Source organism: Asticcacaulis sp. P2_B1 (assembly GCF_056404915.1).
In genome coordinates this window covers 68,742-86,596 of record NZ_JBFUDD010000013.1, presented here as the reverse complement: position 1 = coordinate 86,596, position 17,855 = coordinate 68,742, and the positions used below count along the sequence as shown (strand labels likewise).

At 60.5% G+C, this 17,855-nt stretch carries 19 protein-coding genes; 6 read left to right on the top strand and 13 right to left on the bottom strand.

Annotated features, from left to right (window positions below; all coding sequences use genetic code 11):
• Positions 1–168: 168 nt before the first annotated feature.
• The 4 genes from AC1DX3_RS20275 to AC1DX3_RS20260 all read right to left on the bottom strand — a co-directional run bounded on the left by AC1DX3_RS20275 (position 169) and on the right by AC1DX3_RS20260 (position 4,997).
• Positions 169–1,116 (bottom strand): SDR family oxidoreductase, encoded by a 948-nt coding sequence (locus AC1DX3_RS20275; RefSeq protein WP_476991156.1) that lies wholly within the window; start codon positions 1,114–1,116, stop codon positions 169–171.
• Positions 1,117–1,239: 123 nt separating this feature from the next.
• The gene (locus AC1DX3_RS20270; protein ID WP_476991155.1) at positions 1,240–2,106 is read right to left on the bottom strand and encodes a WecB/TagA/CpsF family glycosyltransferase; all 867 of its coding nucleotides are present in this window, start codon (positions 2,104–2,106) and stop codon (positions 1,240–1,242) included.
• A gap of 98 nt (positions 2,107–2,204) precedes the next feature.
• Positions 2,205–2,882 carry a YiaD family glycine zipper/OmpA-like lipoprotein gene (locus tag AC1DX3_RS20265; protein ID WP_476991154.1) on the bottom strand — a complete coding sequence of 226 codons (678 nt, stop codon included), beginning with the start codon at positions 2,880–2,882 and terminating at the stop codon, positions 2,205–2,207.
• A gap of 396 nt (positions 2,883–3,278) precedes the next feature.
• Positions 3,279–4,997: a S1 family peptidase gene (locus AC1DX3_RS20260; protein WP_476991153.1), complete on the bottom strand. Its 1,719-nt coding sequence runs from the start codon at positions 4,995–4,997 to the stop codon at positions 3,279–3,281.
• A 321-nt stretch (positions 4,998–5,318) separates the two neighbouring features.
• On the opposite strand from AC1DX3_RS20260, the gene AC1DX3_RS20255 reads away from it, so the two are divergent.
• Positions 5,319–6,272: an isopenicillin N synthase family dioxygenase gene (locus tag AC1DX3_RS20255; RefSeq protein WP_476991152.1), complete on the top strand. Its 954-nt coding sequence runs from the start codon at positions 5,319–5,321 to the stop codon at positions 6,270–6,272.
• Positions 6,273–6,447: 175 nt separating this feature from the next.
• Complete coding sequence (locus AC1DX3_RS20250) at positions 6,448–6,726, top strand: hypothetical protein (RefSeq protein WP_476991151.1); 279 nt, start codon at positions 6,448–6,450, stop codon at positions 6,724–6,726.
• Positions 6,727–6,754: 28 nt separating this feature from the next.
• Here the strand turns inward: AC1DX3_RS20250 and AC1DX3_RS20245 are convergent, their stop codons facing one another.
• The 8 genes from AC1DX3_RS20245 to ahcY all read right to left on the bottom strand — a co-directional run bounded on the left by AC1DX3_RS20245 (position 6,755) and on the right by ahcY (position 14,200).
• Positions 6,755–7,123, bottom strand: a complete 369-nt coding sequence (locus AC1DX3_RS20245; RefSeq protein ID WP_476991150.1) for a hypothetical protein — start codon at positions 7,121–7,123, stop codon at positions 6,755–6,757.
• A 145-nt stretch (positions 7,124–7,268) separates the two neighbouring features.
• Positions 7,269–9,146 carry a M2 family metallopeptidase gene (locus tag AC1DX3_RS20240; RefSeq protein WP_476991149.1) on the bottom strand — a complete coding sequence of 626 codons (1,878 nt, stop codon included), beginning with the start codon at positions 9,144–9,146 and terminating at the stop codon, positions 7,269–7,271.
• Positions 9,147–9,199: 53 nt separating this feature from the next.
• Positions 9,200–9,763 carry a hypothetical protein gene (locus tag AC1DX3_RS20235; RefSeq protein WP_476991148.1) on the bottom strand — a complete coding sequence of 188 codons (564 nt, stop codon included), beginning with the start codon at positions 9,761–9,763 and terminating at the stop codon, positions 9,200–9,202.
• Between the two features lie 19 nt (positions 9,764–9,782).
• Positions 9,783–10,208: a nuclear transport factor 2 family protein gene (locus AC1DX3_RS20230; RefSeq protein ID WP_476991147.1), complete on the bottom strand. Its 426-nt coding sequence runs from the start codon at positions 10,206–10,208 to the stop codon at positions 9,783–9,785.
• Positions 10,205–10,774, bottom strand: coding sequence for a hypothetical protein (locus AC1DX3_RS20225; RefSeq protein WP_476991146.1), 570 nt, complete (start codon positions 10,772–10,774; stop codon positions 10,205–10,207). The genes AC1DX3_RS20230 and AC1DX3_RS20225 overlap by 4 nt, the downstream gene beginning before the upstream one ends.
• A 1-nt stretch (position 10,775) precedes the next feature.
• The gene (mtgA, locus tag AC1DX3_RS20220; protein ID WP_476991145.1) at positions 10,776–11,570 is read right to left on the bottom strand and encodes a monofunctional biosynthetic peptidoglycan transglycosylase; all 795 of its coding nucleotides are present in this window, start codon (positions 11,568–11,570) and stop codon (positions 10,776–10,778) included.
• Positions 11,571–11,588: 18 nt separating this feature from the next.
• Entirely contained in the window at positions 11,589–12,584 is a 996-nt protein-coding gene (locus AC1DX3_RS20215) for a WD40 repeat domain-containing protein (RefSeq protein ID WP_476991144.1), read from the bottom strand.
• Between the two features lie 224 nt (positions 12,585–12,808).
• Positions 12,809–14,200: an adenosylhomocysteinase gene (gene ahcY / locus AC1DX3_RS20210; RefSeq protein WP_476991143.1), complete on the bottom strand. Its 1,392-nt coding sequence runs from the start codon at positions 14,198–14,200 to the stop codon at positions 12,809–12,811.
• Positions 14,201–14,345: 145 nt separating this feature from the next.
• Between ahcY and AC1DX3_RS20205 the strand changes: the two genes are divergently transcribed.
• Positions 14,346–14,894 (top strand): RNA 2'-phosphotransferase, encoded by a 549-nt coding sequence (locus AC1DX3_RS20205; protein ID WP_476991142.1) that lies wholly within the window; start codon positions 14,346–14,348, stop codon positions 14,892–14,894.
• Position 14,895: 1 nt separating this feature from the next.
• On the opposite strand, the gene AC1DX3_RS20200 is transcribed toward AC1DX3_RS20205, so the two are convergent.
• Positions 14,896–15,519: a TetR/AcrR family transcriptional regulator gene (locus tag AC1DX3_RS20200; protein WP_476991141.1), complete on the bottom strand. Its 624-nt coding sequence runs from the start codon at positions 15,517–15,519 to the stop codon at positions 14,896–14,898.
• Positions 15,520–15,572: 53 nt separating this feature from the next.
• Here AC1DX3_RS20200 and AC1DX3_RS20195 point away from each other — a divergent pair, with 53 nt between their 5' ends.
• Genes AC1DX3_RS20195 through bioB form a run of 3 tightly spaced genes read left to right on the top strand, consistent with a single transcriptional unit; the run spans position 15,573 to position 17,853 of the window.
• Complete coding sequence (locus AC1DX3_RS20195) at positions 15,573–16,007, top strand: ABA4-like family protein (protein WP_476991140.1); 435 nt, start codon at positions 15,573–15,575, stop codon at positions 16,005–16,007.
• Between the two features lie 5 nt (positions 16,008–16,012).
• Positions 16,013–16,807, top strand: coding sequence for a hypothetical protein (locus tag AC1DX3_RS20190; protein ID WP_476991139.1), 795 nt, complete (start codon positions 16,013–16,015; stop codon positions 16,805–16,807).
• Positions 16,808–16,866: 59 nt separating this feature from the next.
• The gene (bioB, locus tag AC1DX3_RS20185) at positions 16,867–17,853 is read left to right on the top strand and encodes a biotin synthase BioB (RefSeq protein ID WP_476991138.1); all 987 of its coding nucleotides are present in this window, start codon (positions 16,867–16,869) and stop codon (positions 17,851–17,853) included.
• The last annotated feature ends 2 nt before the right edge of the window (positions 17,854–17,855 follow it).

Below are 17,855 nucleotides of genomic sequence, written 5' to 3'. Positions count from 1 at the left end.
ATCGGCGTTAACTATAAAACTTAAGGTTTGCGGTATTGCACCGACGCCGCTAAACCGCTGTGACGTGGCGAAAACCGTTAGCTTTCGAGCAGCCGCCGCGACGTGTACATTGGTACACGAGCAAGGCCGCGCAGAAAGATGACGCGTTTGCAGCCCGTCACAGTAGGCTTAGCCTCCGTAGCCGCCGATGATAGGGAGCACTTCTCCCGTAATGTAAGATGAGCAGTGCGACGAGGCCAGAAAGACATAGGCCGGGGCGATTTCCTCGGGCTGGGCGGGGCGTTTCATCGGCGTGGTCGAGCCGAATTGGGCAACGTCCGGGCCTTCCTTGTCGGAAGGATTTAGCGGGGTCCAGACGGGGCCGGGCGCCACGGCGTTGACGCGGATACCCCTAGGAATGAGATTCGTCGCCAACGAACGAGTGAAGGCGTGGATGCCGCCCTTGGTCATTGAATAGTCGAGCAGGTCCTTATTGCCTTCGATGCCCGTGATCGAGCCGGTATTGATGATGGCGCTGCCTTCCTTCAGGTGCGGCAGAGCGGCCTGGGCCATGTGGAAATAGCCATAGAGGTTGGTTTTCAGGGTCTGGTCGAAATGCTCTTCGGTCAGGTCGGCGAAGTCGTAGGTATGGACCTGGAAGGCGGCGTTATTGACCAGGATATCGAGCTTACCCAATTGATCGACGGTTTGTTGCACGGCGTCGAAACAGAAGGCGCGATCGCTGACGTCGCCCGCGATCAGCAGGCAGCGGCGGCCTTCGCGTTCGACCATGGCGCGGGTCAGTTCGGCGTCTTCGTGTTCGTCGAGGAAGACGATGGCGACGTCGGCGCCTTCGCGGGCATAAAGGACGGCGACCGAGCGGCCGATGCCGGAATCGCCCCCGGTAATCAGGGCGACCTTGTCCTTCAGTTTGTCTGAGCCTTTATAATAAGGCGCGTCGTACATCGGCTGGAGTTGGAGATCGGCTTCGTTGCCGGGTTTCTGCAGGTGTTGCTGCGGCAGGGGCGGCTCGGGATAGCGGCGCGCGCCGGCCTGCATGGCGGACTTGGTTACCGTTTTGGGGTGGGCCTTGTCGGCTTGGGCGACTTGCGCCTGAATCGCGCGGTCTCTGGTCACGACGTCAGCCGTGTCCTCTTTGATGTCCAGTGGTGTCATGATCGGGCGACCTGATGTTCGAGGATGCCCCTGCCCGCCCTCATTTTCAAAGAGCGGGCATTAAAAATCGATAGGATTAGGACATCAGGCGCGGCGTTTTGCCAGGGCGACGGCCGGCTTCGGCGCCGCGGTCGGGATTTCGACACGCGGTTTCACGTCGAGCTTCAAATCGCGCGGCACGACGAAGGAGCCGCCAGTGGCGCGGCGGGCGACGTCGCCGAGGATAGAGGGGACCAGGGCCCAGGGTTCGACAAAATAGCGTTCGAACAGGCGTTGCGGATCATGCAGGAAGCGCATCAGCCATTCGACGCCCCACCGTCCGGACCAGCGCGGCGGCTCGTACTGGCTGCCAGCTTCGTAGTCGAAGGCGCCGCCGACGGTCAGGACGACGCAGGGCGGCAGGCGGTCGATATTGTTATAGACCCAGATCTCCTGGCGCGGCATACCCATACCGACCAGCAGAACCTGGGGGCCGGAGACGTGGAGATCGAGCAGCAGGGCCTCATTTTCGGGCCCGTCCATGTCGAAAAAGCCGTGATGGACTTCGAGATCGACCAGGGGATAGCGTGCCAGGATGGCGGCCCTGGCCGGTTCGCTGTCTTCGGGACGGCCGCCGACATGGCAGACCCGCCATTTTTCCGCCTGGGCGCGCGCCCAGAAGTCTTCGCGCCAATCGAGATAGGTGCAGCGGTGGCCGCGCGTCAGGTGCAGGCCCATCAGCTTACCCCAGGCGATCATCGGCGTCGAATCGATCTCGATGATGTCCGCACGGGCGTAGAGGGCACGCAGCTCCGGTTCCTTGTGGAACAGGTAGAGGCTGTGGAGATTGTGATTGGTGACGAGGCCCGGTCGGCCGGCCAGGGCGCGTTCGGAGACGAAGTCCAACACGTCGCCCGAATCGACGGCGTCGACATCGGTACCCAATAAAGAAAGGCGGCAAGGAAATTCCATGCCGCCCAACTTACGTCAAAGCCGTTCAGATTCCCTGACGAAACAGGGTTAAAAGGTCGTTTCCGCTCAAACGCCGCCGCTGTATGAGCGGTTAGATATTATTGCTCGACCGGACGCAGGGTGATTTCAACCCGGCGGTTTTGCGCGCGGCCTTCCGGCGTGGCGTTGGTCGCGATCGGGTTTTGTTCGCCCATGCCAGCGACATAGATACGCTCCGACTTGACGCGTTGGCCGGTCAGGTAGCCGGCGACAGCGTTGGCGCGGCGTTCCGACAGGTCCTGGTTATAGGCATCGCCGCCCTGGCTGTCGGCATAGCCGACGACGTCGATATAGGTCGACGGATACTGGTTCAGGATGACGGCAACGTCATTGAGAACCGGCATGAAGCCCGAGGACAGGTCGGCGCTGGCCGATTGGAAGGTGACATCGCCCGGCATGTTGAGGATGATGTTGTCGCCCGATTGGGTGACATAGACGCCGCGGCCTTCAAGCTTGGCGCGCAGGTCCTTGTTTTGGCGGTCCATATAGGCGCCGACGCCGGCGCCGGCCAGGGCACCGATACCCGCGCCGAGGACGGCGTTCTTGCGGGCTTGATTGCCCTTCTTGTTCGACAGACCGCCGACGACAGCGCCGACCCCCGCGCCGATCAGGGCGCCCGTCTTGGTGTTGGAGTGGGTCTTGAGACCGTTGCTGGTGTCGATGGTATCGCAACCGGTGAGGATGAAAGCCGCACCAGTCATCACGAGAAGAGTTTTACCGCCGAAAATCTTACGCATCGCGTTGTTCCTTTTTTGTCAATCTGCACCCGGCACGGGTTGGAGGGTTTGTTTGGCCGGACAGAAGCCTTAGCGACTCACGATGACATACGTGTTGCAAGAACTTCCATCCGAATTGTACCGGATATTGTTAGATTTCGATAAGGCACTGTTCTGATTCACGTTTTGAGTCAGGTAGCCGCCGCACCGATACTCGTACTCTTAGACCTCTGTAACTGAACACAGGATGAAGGTCAAAGATGGGCAAAGGTTCACGGGACCATCGCCGAAGCGATAGTCCCGTTCTTTTCTCGCCCTCAGTCGCCGGGCGGCCACATCCCACGACTCTGGCGTGGCCTTGGCTACGCGTCAAACGTGGCGCGGGCGCTCAATGCGCCAGGTTAAGATTGCGGAAGGTCAGCCCAATGAGCGGTGGCAGCGCCAGGTCGTCTGGGTTTCGGGCGCCATGGTCAGGACGGATTGCGACAGGACGCGGACCTTGGCAAGATTTTCACCCAGGGCGTTGACCGCGCCCTGATCGTCGCGGGCAGAGCAGCGGAAGGAACCGAGCGCGGTTTTTTGCGCCAGATAGGATTGGTGCAAGGCGGGATCGAGCCGGTAATTGGCGCGTCTGAAGGTCAGGCCGTCGGCGGAAAATTCCATGCGCGTCGCCACCGGGTCGGTCGCGCTTACGTCGAAGCGAACCAGGGTGCCGTCGCTTTGGCGTTCGTAGGGTGTGCGGCCGTTGACGCAGGCATGGGTGCCGTCGAAATCGACATCGATGGGCCCGGCCGCGGTCTCAGGCATGGCCGAGGCGGCCTTGTCGATTTCGCAGGTCATGTGCAGCACGGCCGTGCTGGCGGCCGGTACCACAGCCTTGGCAGGGCGCAGACGCTTATAAATGTCGTGATCCTTGATCAGGAAGCCGATGACGGCGACGACGATGATGAAGGCGAGCAGGATCCAGCCCCATGGGATCGGATGTTTCGGCGCCGGGCCTTTTATCCGCTCGACCTTCGGCTTTTCGACCTTGGCAGGTTTGACCGGCGCCACCTTATCAGGCTTGACCGGCGTATCGAAGGCCGTCGGGGCGTCCTTTTCCTTATGGTGGATTTCGGCGCGGTGGCGCATTTCGCGGCGCACGATCAGGCCGATCAGGATCAGGACCAGGAGCGAGAGAATGACCATGGCGCCCAGTTGCAGGCGTTCCATGCTGGCGCGATCGCTTTCAGCCTTTTTTTGTTCGACGAGGCGCTGTTCCTGGGCATCGGCAGCGGCGGTGAGCGCACGTGTTAGGGCATCGTCCTTGACGATTTCGTCTTCGCTCTTGGCGTAGCAGGCGCTATTGACCACGATCGGGGTAACATTGGCCGAGGCCAGGAAAGTGTTGAGCGCCGAAACGTGGGTGGCGACGAATTGCCCGGCCGAGATATCGAGGTCGCCGCCGGCCGACATGGTCGATGGTGCTGTCCAGGTGTTGACGCCAACGACCTGGCCGCACTCATTCAGCAACGGTCCGCCGGAATTGCCGTGATTGATCGGCGCAGTATGGAACAGGGTGTCGACACGGCTGCCGTCGGGGCTGGTGCCGGCGATCAGGGCGATCGAGCCTTGGGTGACATAGGCGTCGGTCGGTTCCAGCAGGGCGGTGCCGCTGCGGTTCAGCAGGTGGTCGGTGACGTCGGGATAGCCCATCGTCACGATGCGCTCATTCTTGTACGGCGTCAGGAACAGCTTCAGCGGCGGGATTTTCAGGCCCTTGGCCTGGAGCAGGGCGAGGTCGCCTTCGACCCACGGCTTGACCAGGGTGACTGGTTGGTAATTGGCGCCGGAATCTTTCTGCGGCACGATATAGATATCGGCGCTCGAGGCTTCGGGCGGGACTTCGACGACGTGATAGTTGGTGACGATATAGTTGGGGGCGACGACGAAGCCGGAGCCCATGCCGACCGTATCGAGCGGTTGCCCGCCATAGCCGCGATAGACGACGAGGACGCGTACGACCGATTGTTCGGCGGTCTTCAGTGCCTTGGTGGAGTTGACGGGTTGCAGGCCAGGGTCGATATCGCCCAGGGCGTCATTGGAGGAGGACGGCGCCGGGGCGGCTTTCGAGGGTTCGTGCAGCGAGGCGGTCACACCCAGACACAGCAGGGCAACGGCCGCGCTTATGCACGCGCCCTTGACGATCCGCAGACCAAGACCAGCCCTCGAAAACAACTCTTAACCTCAAACTGTAACTGTGCGACGCCCCCTGTTACGGCTGCGTTTCTGTTTAAAGGGTTAATAGCCGACTTCTTTGTATAAATCATCCCACCCTGTGTACATTAAACCGGGTGTGTCATTTTTGGTTGTCACGCGTTGTTGAGGCCTGTGTGGCGAACTGTGCTCTTGCTTGCCAGGGCCTCACCCTTTAAGATTTACCGCTGAAATATTGATCATCTCATCAGGTTTTTCTACATGCCCGACACCGCTCCGGTCACGTCCGCCATACCGCCCGTCCCGATGGCGCTTTACGACAGCGATTTCGACGCTTTCTCGGCGCGCCTGGGGGCGGCGTTCGAGCGTTACGGTTTTGCGGTGTTGGGTAACCACGGCATCGACCCGGCCCTGCTGGCGCGTGTCGATGCGGCGACCAAGGCTTTCTTTGCGCTGCCTGAGGAGGTCAAGCGGAAGTATCACAAGGCGGGGACCGGCGGGGCGCGCGGCTATACGCCGTTCGGAGTCGAGACGGCCAAGGGTTATACGGCGCATGATTTGAAAGAGTTTTACCATGTCGGGCGGGACTTGCCGGAGGGCCATCCGTTCCGCGATCACATGGGCGACAATATCTGGCCGGCCGAGGTGGCGGATTTCCATGCCGCGACCTATGAGTTGTATGTGGCGCTGGATAATTTGGGTAAGAAGGTGCTGCGGGCGATCGCGGTGTATCTGGGACTCGACAAGGAGTTTTTCACGCCGATCGTCAAGGACGGCAACAGTGTCTTGCGCTTATTGCATTATCCGCCGGTGAACCAGCCGGGTGAGAGCGTACGGGCCGGGGCGCATGGCGACATCAATGTCATTACGTTATTGTTGGGGGCCGAAGAGCCGGGTTTGCAATTGCTGGATCGTGACGGGCAGTGGTTGCCGATCACGCCGCCGGCCGACTGTATCGTGTGCAATATCGGGGATATGTTGTCGCGGTTGACCAATGGGGTTTTGCCGTCGACCCAGCATCGGGTGATCAATCCGGCAGAGGCGCGCAAGGATTATCCGCGTTATTCGACGCCGTTCTTCCTGCATTTTGAATCGCCGTACGTGATCAGGACCTTGCCGAACTGCGTCACGGCCGAGCGTCCGGATCAGTTTCCGGAGCCGATTACGGCGCATGAGTTTTTGATGCAGCGCATCCGCGAGATCAAGCTCGCTTAACCTATGGGGTTTGGGGCCTGTGGCCCCATGCCTTTCCTGTTTTCCTTCTTTGACCTGGCCCGAAGGGCCAAGGACAAGGGAAGAAGACGCAAGATGTGGGGTCGCGACCGGGGACGCCCAGTCCCACGCCCCATAAGTGGGGTTAGAGTTCGTAGACGGCCAAAGGGGGGAGAAGATGTCGTTGATTGTTATGGTGGGGGCCTGCATAGGCCTCTTCATGCTACTCAGAAGCCTGAAGGGCGGAAAGCTGGCGTTGAGGGGCGGCTTCCTGATCGAAAGGAACACTGCGCCGGGGTTTTACTGGGCAAGCATCGGCTTCCTGCTTTTGTGTTTCGGATTCCTGGTTGTCAGATCCGCGTGGGATACCTGGCATTGGCTGCCGGCAGTTTGTGAAGGTATCTGGAAGGTCGGCGCTTGCGTGGTGTCGACGGCGAGATGCGCCGAACTGCAGTGAACCGATCTCCAACCTATGGGGCGTGGGGTTAGAGTTCGCAGATCGTCTCGCAAAGGGGCGCGGGCTTCTTGCGGAAAACATAGCCCAAGCCAAAAGCCGCGAGCGCCAGGGGCAGCCACATGACATTGATCACAATGGCCAGTCCCTTGGCGCCATCGAGCAAGTCTGCGACTGAGAAATCGTGGTGAAAGCCGAGGATGTCTTCAGCGAATTTGATGGCCGGTAGGAGAACAGCGCCCACAATGAGAACGGCGACAGCAGCTCCCGGATTTCGGCCACGGACAAGCCAGAACACTATTACCAGGCCGACGGCCATAGCCGCGAACACCGGCCAAAGCTCACCGGGTCCCTGAAATGAGCCGCCGTCGGAGATAAATTCGAAGTCGCGTGACGGCATGGTGGAATGTTCGCTCCAACTTATGGGGTGTGGGGCCCCTGGCCCCATGACTTACCTATTTCCTTCTTTGATCCTTGGCCCTCCGGGCCAGGTCAAAGAAGGAAGCAAGAGAAGATGTGGGGTCAAGGACCCCACACCCCATTTGTTAGATCGAGCTGTCCCAACCGCACTGCTGCCCTTGATTCTGCTCCTCCAACCACGTGTTCAACGGCGCGAAATAATCGATGATCGCCGTCGCATCCATGTCACGTTGACCGGTGAAGACCTGCAAAGTATCCGGCCAAGGCTGGGATTGCCCAAGCGCCAGCATCTGGTTCAGCTTGTCGCCGACCGCCCGCTCGCCATAAACCGAACAACGCGACAAAGGACCCTGCCAGCCCATCTGCTGGCACGCCGCGCGCTGGAACTGGAACTGGAGGATATCGGCCAGGAAATAGCGCGTATAGGGCACGGACGCCGCCACATGATATTTGGCGCCCGGATCGAAAGCGTTCGACGGCCGCACGCCCGGCGCCGAAATCCCCTGATACTTGTTCACCAACTGCCACCAACGCTCATTATACTGCGCCTCGGTGATCTGGCCCGAGAACACCTCCCAACGCCAACGATCGATCTCCAGCCCGAACGGCAGGAAGGCCACCTTCTGCAAAGCCATTTTCAGCAGATACGGAATGTCCTCACTGTCGCCCGGGATCTTGTCCAAGGCGCCGATCTGGTTGAGATAGGTCGGCGTCACCGACGACAAGCCGACGAAATCGCCGATCGCCTCGTGGAAACCGTCATTGGCGCCGTTCTTGAAAAGGTACGGCTGATCGGCATAGGCGCGCTGATAGAAGTTGTGACCCAGTTCGTGGTGGATGGTGTAGAAATCCTCGCCATTGACCTGCAAACAGGTCTTGATGCGGATATCACTGGCATTGTCGAGGTCCCAGGCGGAGGCATGGCACACCACTTCGCGGTCGCGCGGACGGGTGATCTGCGACCGCTCCCAGAAGGTCTGCGGCAAGGGCGCGAAACCCAGCGAGGTATAGAAGTTCTCACCGGTGTGAACCATCTTCACCGGGTCGTACTTCTTGGCCACCAACACCTTGTCCAAGCTATAGCTGCTGTGGATCGTCTTCGGCGCCACGACGTCGTAGATGTTCGACCAGTCCTGGGCCCACATATTGCCGAGCAAATCGGCGCGGATCGCACCGAACTTGGGCTGGACGCTGTCGCCATATTTCTCATTGAGCTTGCGGCGGACATAGCAGTGCAGGTTCTTGTAGAAGGGCGCGACCTGGGTCCACAGCTTGTCGGTTTCGGCAGCAAAGGCGTCCGGATCCATATCGTAATTCGACCGCCACAACGCTCCGGTGTCCTTGAAACCCAGGCCTTGGGCGCCAGCATTGCTGAGCGTCGCCAGCTTGGCGTAATCGTCCTTCATCGGGGCGGCGACCGACATCCAGCCTTCCCACATGGCGCGCAGCTCGACAGGGTCGCGGCTGGTGGCCATGACGTTCGAGGCATCGTCGAGATTGTAGGTCTTGCCCTTGTAGGTGAATTTGCCGGTCGAATAGGTGGAGTCCAAACGGGTCGATACGGTCGCCAGAGCTTCGGCGGCGCCGGGCTCGTCGGCCGCCGGCAGAACCTGGGACAAACGCAGTAGGTTGAGCTTGCGGCGAGTGACCGGGTCGGCATCGACATCGTTGAATTTGGCCGCTCCCATGGCCAGCTTGACCGTGGTTTCGGTCAGGGCCGCGTCGGCCTTGGTTTGCAGCCACTCGGTGTCGTAGTTGATAAAGGTGGCGCGCACCCACTGCACGCGGTTGTCGTATTCGCTCAAGGCGGCCAGGGTCTTTTCGGCGTCGTCGACATAGGCCTTGGCATCGGCCGCGGTCGGACCTTGCACGTTAATCGGTGGCGCGGGCGGTTCGACAGCCGGAACCGGTGGTTCGACAATCGCAACCGGCGGCGCCGTGGTGGTCGTGGCGCAACCGCACAACAGGGCGGCACAGGCGGCCGACATAAGCAGACGTTTCATAACAACCCTCCCAAAGGTTAATGGAGAGAGGGAAGGCTATTTAAGGCGAACCGTCAAGGATTGGTTACAAGATGGACGATCGTCGTGGCGCCGGCCTGCATTTGCGCCAGTGCGGTCGGCAGGTGCGGGATATTGAAAATTAATATACCCGTGCCGGCAATGAGAAAGATGACGGCGATGAATTGACGCATCCAGGCCGGCTGGCGCTCGAACTGTACCGCCTGCATGCGGTTGAAGAACCGCGACAACCAGAAACCGTGTTCGGCCCGGTATTTCATTGCTTTGATCATCATGGTGGCCCGGGTCAGGAACAGAGCCGCTATGCCAATGGCTCCGACACCCCAGCCGATCATGAAGCCGGAGCCGTCATCCCTATCCGCCGTCAGCGGCACAAAGGCCAGCAAGGCGCCTGCCCAGCCCAGAAACGCTACCAGTTGAAGGCAATAATAAACGCGGTCGTAAAGGTAGGGAGCTCCGGGCAAGGTCAAGGCCCTGGGGCCGCCTCTCAGCAGGCCCCAGATGATGTTGCACGCGGCGCCGATGCCGACCACAAAAAACAAGATGGGGATCAGAATGAACGGCCCCATTTGCTGCGCGAGTGTTGTGAGATTATGCATAGTTCCCCCCTTTTTTTGATTATCCCGGTTGCCGCGAGGCGTGGGTATAGATGACCTGCCAGGTGCCGTTACGCTTGGCCCAGATGTCGGAAAAGCGTAGCGTCACCTTGAACGGTGTACCGCCGCTGAGGCCACTGACCGTCGCCACACCGCCCATGACGGCGCCATTGTCCCAGACCTTTTCGATCGGCTGTTCGACGGTGAAGGGATCGAGCTTGTTGCCGGGCCCGACGGATTCAGCGATGAATTGTTGCTTGGTTTCCATGGCGCCGGAACTGTTGACCAGGACGTAATCGTCGGCCAGCAAGCGATTGAGCTCGGCCTCATCGCCATGGATTTGGGCCTGGTCGTAATCGTGAACCGCCTTGGCGAGATCGGTCGGCAGGGCTTGGGCGTGGGCAGAACCGGCTACCAAAAAGGCTGCGGCAAAAAGGAAAGGCTTCATGAGAACACCTGCAAAATCTTGTCAAACCAGGACTTACTAACAAGGTATATTATGCCGAGAACGATGCCGAGGAAAGTCACGCCGAAAAGCCGCGTCCATAGGATGTTGAGTGTTGCCCACCAGGAATCATGGCCATCAAAGCGTTTTGGCGGATCGCGCGGAGAGGCGTAGTTCTGCCACATCAAGCGCCGGGTGTAATACAGAGCGCGTCCGGTGAAGATAAGCGATAATCCCGCCGCGACGAAAATATTGGCCATGGCAAACAGCATGACATAGGCGCTGAAACCATGATCAATTCGCCCGAACAGCAAGGCCGACAAACGGCTGACACCAATGAGAATAATAGCCGCGCCTTGCCAACTCCCGAAGGCGCGATAAACATTGCCTTCGACAGGCCGGAAAAGCGCGTCGACCTCCTCCTGTGGCAAGCCGAATTTTCGAGCGAACCTGGCCTTTTGGCGACTTCGCGAGCGGGTAAGTTCCAAATAGCCGAAGGCTACCGCGCCTATGCCGATGACGAGATTGGCGATAGCCTCTTCCGCAGCGGAATGGGCGCCCACATCCATCTTAATCCACCGCGCAGGTATCGATGCCCTGATAGTCGACGGCACGTGCCGCCGCCTGGATATGGCCGGAGCGGCTGGAGACATAGCGGCTGCCGCCGCTGGCCTTCATCTTGATGGGGTTGGGCAGGATGGCGGCCAGCTTGGCGGCTTCGGCCTTGGTGAGCGTCTTGGCCGAATGGTGGAACCAGTGCTGGGATGCGGCCTCAGCGCCATAGACGCCGGGCGCCCATTCGATGCTGTTGAGATAGACCGTCATGATCCGTTCCTTAGGCCACAGGTGCTCGATCAGGAAGGTGTAATAGACCTCGAAACCCTTGCGCACCCACGAACGGTCTGGCCACAGGAAGACGTTCTTGGCGGTTTGTTGCGAGATGGTCGAAGCACCGCGCGTCCGTTTGTGGGTGGCGTTGTATTTCTGGGCTTTTTTGATCGCTTCGACGTCGAAACCGTGGTGGATGCAGAACTTTGCATCCTCGGAAGCGATGACGGCGACTTTCAGATTGTCGCTGATGTCCTTGGCGCCGACCCAACGGTGGTCGAGGCCCTTGCCCTGGATGGCGCGCTCGATCATCAGGATGGTGATCGGCACCGGCACGAAACGGTGGATACAGACCGACAGGATGGAAAAGGCGAAGAAGCCGGCGATGCACAGGCCAAGGAAACGCAGCGGGCGGAATTTGCGCTTTGGCGGGACTATGGTGGCGGTGGCGACTGGTTGGGAATCGTAGATGAGTTCGGGCGCGAGCGCATCGTCGTCGGACGGCGTTGCCGGTAACTCGTCGTCTTTGTCACTCATCAGCCGGCCCCCACAGCCCTACGCCTCTGCTTCACTCTCGAAGATATACACGGTCCCGTCTTCATCGCCAAACAGAATGCGATTGGCCTCGCCGGAGACAGCGAGCGCTGTGATGGCCGCGCCTTTTTCGCGCTTGATCCATTCGACATTGGTCGACTGCAGCTCGGCCAGCCAAACCTGGCCGTCTTCGGTGCCGGCCGTCAGCAGGGTTTCCTCGGCGGCGCCGGCGACGACGCTGACCAGGCTGCCTTCGAGCGGATTGATCTCGGAAGCGTCCTCGCCCATCGGACCGTTGGCGCGCAGGAAGGGCCACACCACCGCACCATTGGCGCCGGAGGTGGCGAGCAGCTTGCCCTTGGCGAAGAAGTCGAGCGACTTGATCTTGGCGGGATAACCGCCCATGCGCATGTCCTTGCTGTCCTTCAGCCGCCAACCGTGCAGGGCGTTTTCCTGCATGGCGGTGATGACGAAGTCGCCCGACGGCGCCATGGCGATTTTGGTGTGTGAACCGGCCCAGAACAGCTTGGTCGGTTTTTGCTGGGCGATGCGCGAGAACCAAGCGACGACGCCGTTATAGGTGGCGCAGTAGAGCTTGCGGCCGGAGGGATCGAAACAGACGTCCGACACCGAATGGTCGTGAGTAAAGACGCTCTCGGTCTTTTTCAGCAGGTCGCGGACATAGACTTTTTTGGAGATGACATAGGCGATGACCTGGCCTTCGGGCGCCGCGGCCAAAACGTCGATCCAGGCGCCCTTGTGGGCGGCCAGCTCGATCGGGCCGGCGTCCTTGGATGTCCAGACGACACGGCCGTCATCGCCGCCGGTGATGATGCCGAGGCCGGTCGGATGCAGGACCGCAGCCAGGATGCCGGCACCCGGGTGGGCGTCGAAGGTCTTATCGGCGTCGGGGAAATGGACACGGCCGTCCGCCAGGGCGACGACCGGGTCATCGAGGGCGTCGAACAGGGCGGCGACGACATAGGCGTCGAAGGCTTGGGTATAGGCTATGGTCATGGTGGGGGCTTATAAGGAGGTGAGCGTTGTTTGGAAAGCCCTAGCTGAGCAGCCAGCTGCCGAAACGGCAAGGTTGTTGTGAGGGAAATAACATCGCGACGCCCCAAGAACCGGTCGATGACGGAGGAGAAAAAAGGCGGCACCCCCTGCGAGACGCCGCCTTCTTAACAGCCTTAACCTTTACATCGCAAAGCCACTGAGCGCAGCAAAGGACTTTGCAATGATTAATAGCGATAGTGGTCCGGCTTGAACGGACCGTCGACCGATACGCCGATATAGTCGGCCTGTTCGGCGTTGAGGACCGTCAGCTTGGCGCCAAGCTTGGCCAGGTGCAACATGGCAACCTTTTCGTCGAGGTGCTTGGGCAGGGTATAGACCTTGTGCTCGTACTTGGCGGCATTGGTCCACAGTTCCAGTTGGGCCAGGGTCTGGTTGGTGAAGGAGGCTGACATGACGAAGGACGGGTGGCCGGTGGCGTTGCCGAGATTGACCAGGCGGCCTTCCGACAGGACGATGATCTTCTTGCCATCGGGGAATTCGACGTGATGGACTTGCGGCTTAATTTCGTCCCACTTGTAATTGCGCAGGGCCGCGACCTGGATCTCGGAATCGAAGTGGCCGATATTGCAGACGATGGCGTTGTGCTTCATCTCGCGCATGTGTTCGAGGCGCAGGACGTCCTTATTGCCCGTGCAGGTGACGAAGATGTCGGCAGACGGCGCGACCTCTTCGACGGTGCGGACTTCGTAGCCTTCCATGGCAGCCTGGAGGGCGCAGATCGGGTCGACTTCGGTGACGATGACGCGGGCGCCACCATTGCGAAGCGAAGCAGCCGAACCCTTGCCGACGTCGCCATAACCGAGGACGACGGCGACCTTGCCGGCCAGCATGACGTCGGTGGCGCGGCGGATGGCGTCGACCAGGCTTTCGCGGCAGCCATAGAGGTTGTCGAACTTCGATTTTGTGACGCTGTCATTGACGTTGATGGCGGGGAAAGGCAGGTCGCCCTTTTGCGCCATGGCGTAGAGGCGGTGGACACCGGTCGTGGTTTCTTCGGAGACGCCCTTGATGGCGTCGCGAATGGCCGAATAGAAGCCCGGCTTCTCGGCGATATAGCGCTTCATCACCTTGAACAGGGCTTCTTCTTCCTCGTTCGACGGGTTGGCCAGCAGGGACAGGTCCTTTTCGGCCTTGGGGCCGAGGACGCAGAGAAGCGTGGCGTCGCCGCCGTCATCGAGGATCAGGTTGGGATAACCGCCATCGTGCCATTCGAAGATCTTGTGGGCATAGTCCCAGTATTCTTCCAGAGTTTCGCCCTTGATGGCAAAGACCGGAGTGCCCTTTTCGGCGATGGCCGCGGCGGCGTGGTCCTGGGTCGAGAAGATGTTGCACGACGCCCAGCGCACTTCGGCGCCCAGGGCCTGCAGGGTCTCAATCAGGACGGCGGTCTGGATGGTCATGTGCAGCGAGCCGGCGATGCGGGCGCCTTTCAGCGGCTTGTCCTTGCCGAACTCGGCGCGGGTCGCCATCAGGCCCGGCATTTCGCCCTCGGCGATGTCGATTTCCTTGCGGCCCCAGGCGGCCAGGGAGAGGTCTTTTACGATGTAGTCGGCCATGATGTGCATTCCGCCAAAGAGAGGTTATGGGCGGCTTATAGCGATATGTCGTTACGGATGCAATAAACATATAAAGATATCTTTATATGAATCTGGATGGCCCGGCGCGATTTACATGAGAATGCCAAATGATTAAAGACACCGCATGTCACGCGATCCGATAGCCCTCAGCAAGTTCTTCAGTTACGTCCTGCGCCACAAGCCGGACGCGATCGGCCTGACCTTGGGCGAAAACGGCTGGGTCGATATCGCCGAGCTGGTCGCCAAGGGTCATGCGGCGGGCGAAGTGTTTACGGCCGACGACGTGTTGAGTGTGGCCGCCAACAGCGACAAGAAACGCTTTACCGTTTCCGAGGATGGTCTGCGCGTACGTGCCGCCCAAGGCCATTCGGTCGAGGTCGACCTCGCGCTTAAACCCGTGACGCCGCCGGATGTCCTTTTCCACGGCACGGCTACCCGCTTCGCCGAAGCTATTCTGGCAGAAGGCTTGAAGCCGCAAAGCCGGCAACAGGTCCATCTGTCGCGCGATGAAGACACCGCCATCAAGGTCGGCCAGCGCCACGGCAAGCCATTCATCTTCCGCGTCGAGGCCGGGCGCATGCATACGGCGGGCTTCAAGTTCTTTGTCGCCGACAATGGTGTGTGGCTGACCGATGCTGTGCCGGCCGATTATCTGATCGCGCCTGAGGCTTAAGCTAAATTTGCAGACTGGTTAAAACGCCGTCGAGCAGGCCCGGCGTGTCGGGATCGAAGCCGCCTTGCCGCGCCAGGCCGGCGAAACCGTGCACCACCGACCAGGTAGCGATAACGCGCGGATCGGACGGCAGCTTGTCCTGCATATCAGCCGGGGTGAGCGCCAGGCCGGTGACCAGCTCGTGGAGCAGGGAAAAGGCCTGAAAGCCGGCCGCCCGGAAATCGGGATCGTCGGCGTTCAGCAAATCATGCTGCCACATCAGGTCGAAACGCGCCGGTTGCGTCATGGCGTAGCGGACATAGGCGTGGCCCTGGGCCAATATGCACGCTCGGCGGTTATCGCCACCGGCTTGATTGGCGGCGATCAGCGCCTGTGAAAGGCTGTTAAAGGCCAGTGTAGCGATGGCGGTCAGCAGGCCGCGGGCATCGCCGAAATGATGGGCTGGGGCTGCCGGCGACACGCCTGCCCGCCGCGCCGCCTCGCGTAACGAAAAGCCGGCGACTCCGCGTTCACGCAGGACATCTTCGCCGGCGGCCATCAGGGCGTCGCGCAGATCGCCATGGTGATAGCGCTTCGCCTGGGTACTCTTCACATTTAACTTGACAGTGTTTAGATCATCGGTCATTTTCAATCTATACATTGTTTAGATGCGCCGATGCAAGCCTTACGGAGGTTCAAATGGCGACCCTGCTTTTCTCCTGCGGCAATATGCTGGCCATGGCCGGTTGGCTTGGCCTAGTGGTGGCGCTGTTCGTTACCGGGGCACGGCCACAGATCATCGTTGCCACGCGTTTTGTCATCCCGATTATCTTCGGCCTGGCCTATATCGCGCTGCTGGTCATGGGGGCTGATGCCTTCAAGGACGGCGGCTTTTCGTCAATTACCCAGGTCCGCGCTCTGTTTGCCAACGACTATACGCTGACGGCAGGGTGGCTGCATTATCTCGCCTTCGACCTGTTCGTCGGCACGTGGATCGTCGAGGACGGCACGCGGCGCGGCGTCAATGCGTTCCTGATCGTGCCCTGCCTGATCCTGACCTTCCTGTTCGGACCGGCCGGCTATCTGCTTTACAACCTCGTGCGCCTGATGACCCGCGCAAAACAGACGGACTAATCACCATGAACCCGTTACGCAGCCTTTATGGCCGCCAGCCTGTGCTGACGGTCTATGGCCTCCTCATGCTCGCCGCCGCGGCCACCATGCTTTTCATGCAGACCATTGATCTGCGCCAGTTCGACGGCGTCGATGTCTGGATCAAGCCCGCCAAATTTTGCCTGTCAGTCGGTGTATTCGCCCTGACCTCGGCGTGGTTTTTCGGCTATGTCCGTCCGGAGCGGCGTAAGGGCTTCGGCCCACGTTATGTCGTGTGGGCGACGGTGATTTTCGGCACCTTCGAGAACGGCTGGATCACCTGGCAGGCCGCCCATGCCGCGGCCTCGCATTTCAGCACCGTGTCGATCTTCACCATCATCATGTACGCCCTGATGGGGATCGGCGCCGTCTTGCTGGTGGCAACGACCTTGCCGCTGGCCTGGGAGATAGCCCGCCATCCGGTGGACGGGTTGCGGCCGGACTATCGTTTCGCCGTGGTCGCCGGCCTGTTGCTGACCTTTGTCCTGGGCGGTGGCCTGGGCGGCTATATGGCGGCCCAACATAGCCACGCCGTGGGGATGAATAGTGGCCATTTTCCGATTTTCGGCTGGAATCGCGGCGGCGGGGATCTTCGGGTAGCGCATTTCTTCGGTATGCATTTCGAGCAGGCTCTGCCGATTCTGGCGGCCGTTTTGGCGCCGCTGGGCCTCCGCTTGCGGTGGCTGATTCTGGGGCTGGCCATGGCCGGCGGGATGGCCTTGACCTTTTTCGCCTGGCAGCAGGCGGTGGCGGGGCAAGCTTTCCTGCCGGGGATCGGCTAAGCGGTCTTGCCTTGATACCACGCGTCGTGAGATAGGACCTTATCTTACGGAGACGGCTCATGGCTGATACACACGCTTTTTCACCGGTCCGCCATGATTGGACGCTTGACGAGATCACGGCCCTGTTCGACCTGCCGTTCATGGAACTGGTCTTCCGGGCCGCGACGATCCATCGCCAGACTTTCAATCCGTCCGAAGTCCAGTTGTCGCAACTGTTGTCGGTCAAGACCGGCGGCTGCGCCGAAAACTGCGGCTATTGCAGCCAATCGGCACATTTCGATACAGGCCTGAAAGCCTCGCGCCTGATGCAGGTCGAGGCCGTGCTGTCGGCAGCGAAGGCGGCCAAGGATGGCGGTGCCCAGCGCTTCTGCATGGGCGCGGCGTGGCGCGATCTGAAGGACCGCGACGTCCCGGCCCTGGCCGAGATGATCGGCGGGGTTAAGGCGTTGGGGCTGGAAACCTGCGCGACGCTCGGCATGCTGACGCCGGCCCAGGCGCAAAGCCTGAAGGACGCCGGGCTCGACTATTACAACCACAACCTCGACACCTCGCCGGAATATTACGACAGCGTGGTGACGACGCGGACCTACCAGGAGCGCCTCGATACCTTGCAGGCGGTCAGCAATGTCGGCATGAAGACGTGCTGCGGCGGGATTGTCGGCATGGGCGAGAGCCGCACCGATCGCGCGTCGTTCCTGCATCAGCTGGCCACCATGCCGGCCCATCCCGACAGTATTCCGGTCAACAATCTGGTCGCTATTGCCGGCACGCCTCTGGGCGACAAGGTCCTGAGCGAAGGCGGGATCAGCGGTTTGGAATTCGTCCGCACGATTGCGGTGGCACGGATCGTCTGTCCGAAGTCGATGGTGCGTTTGTCGGCCGGCCGCAATGAGATGAGCGAAGAATTGCAGGCCCTATGTTTCCTCAGCGGCGCCAATTCGATCTTTATCGGCGATACCTTGCTGACGACGCCGAACCCGCAACCGGGCACGGACGCCCACCTGATGCAGGTTTTGGGGCTCAGACCGATGGCCGAGCCCCGGTAAGC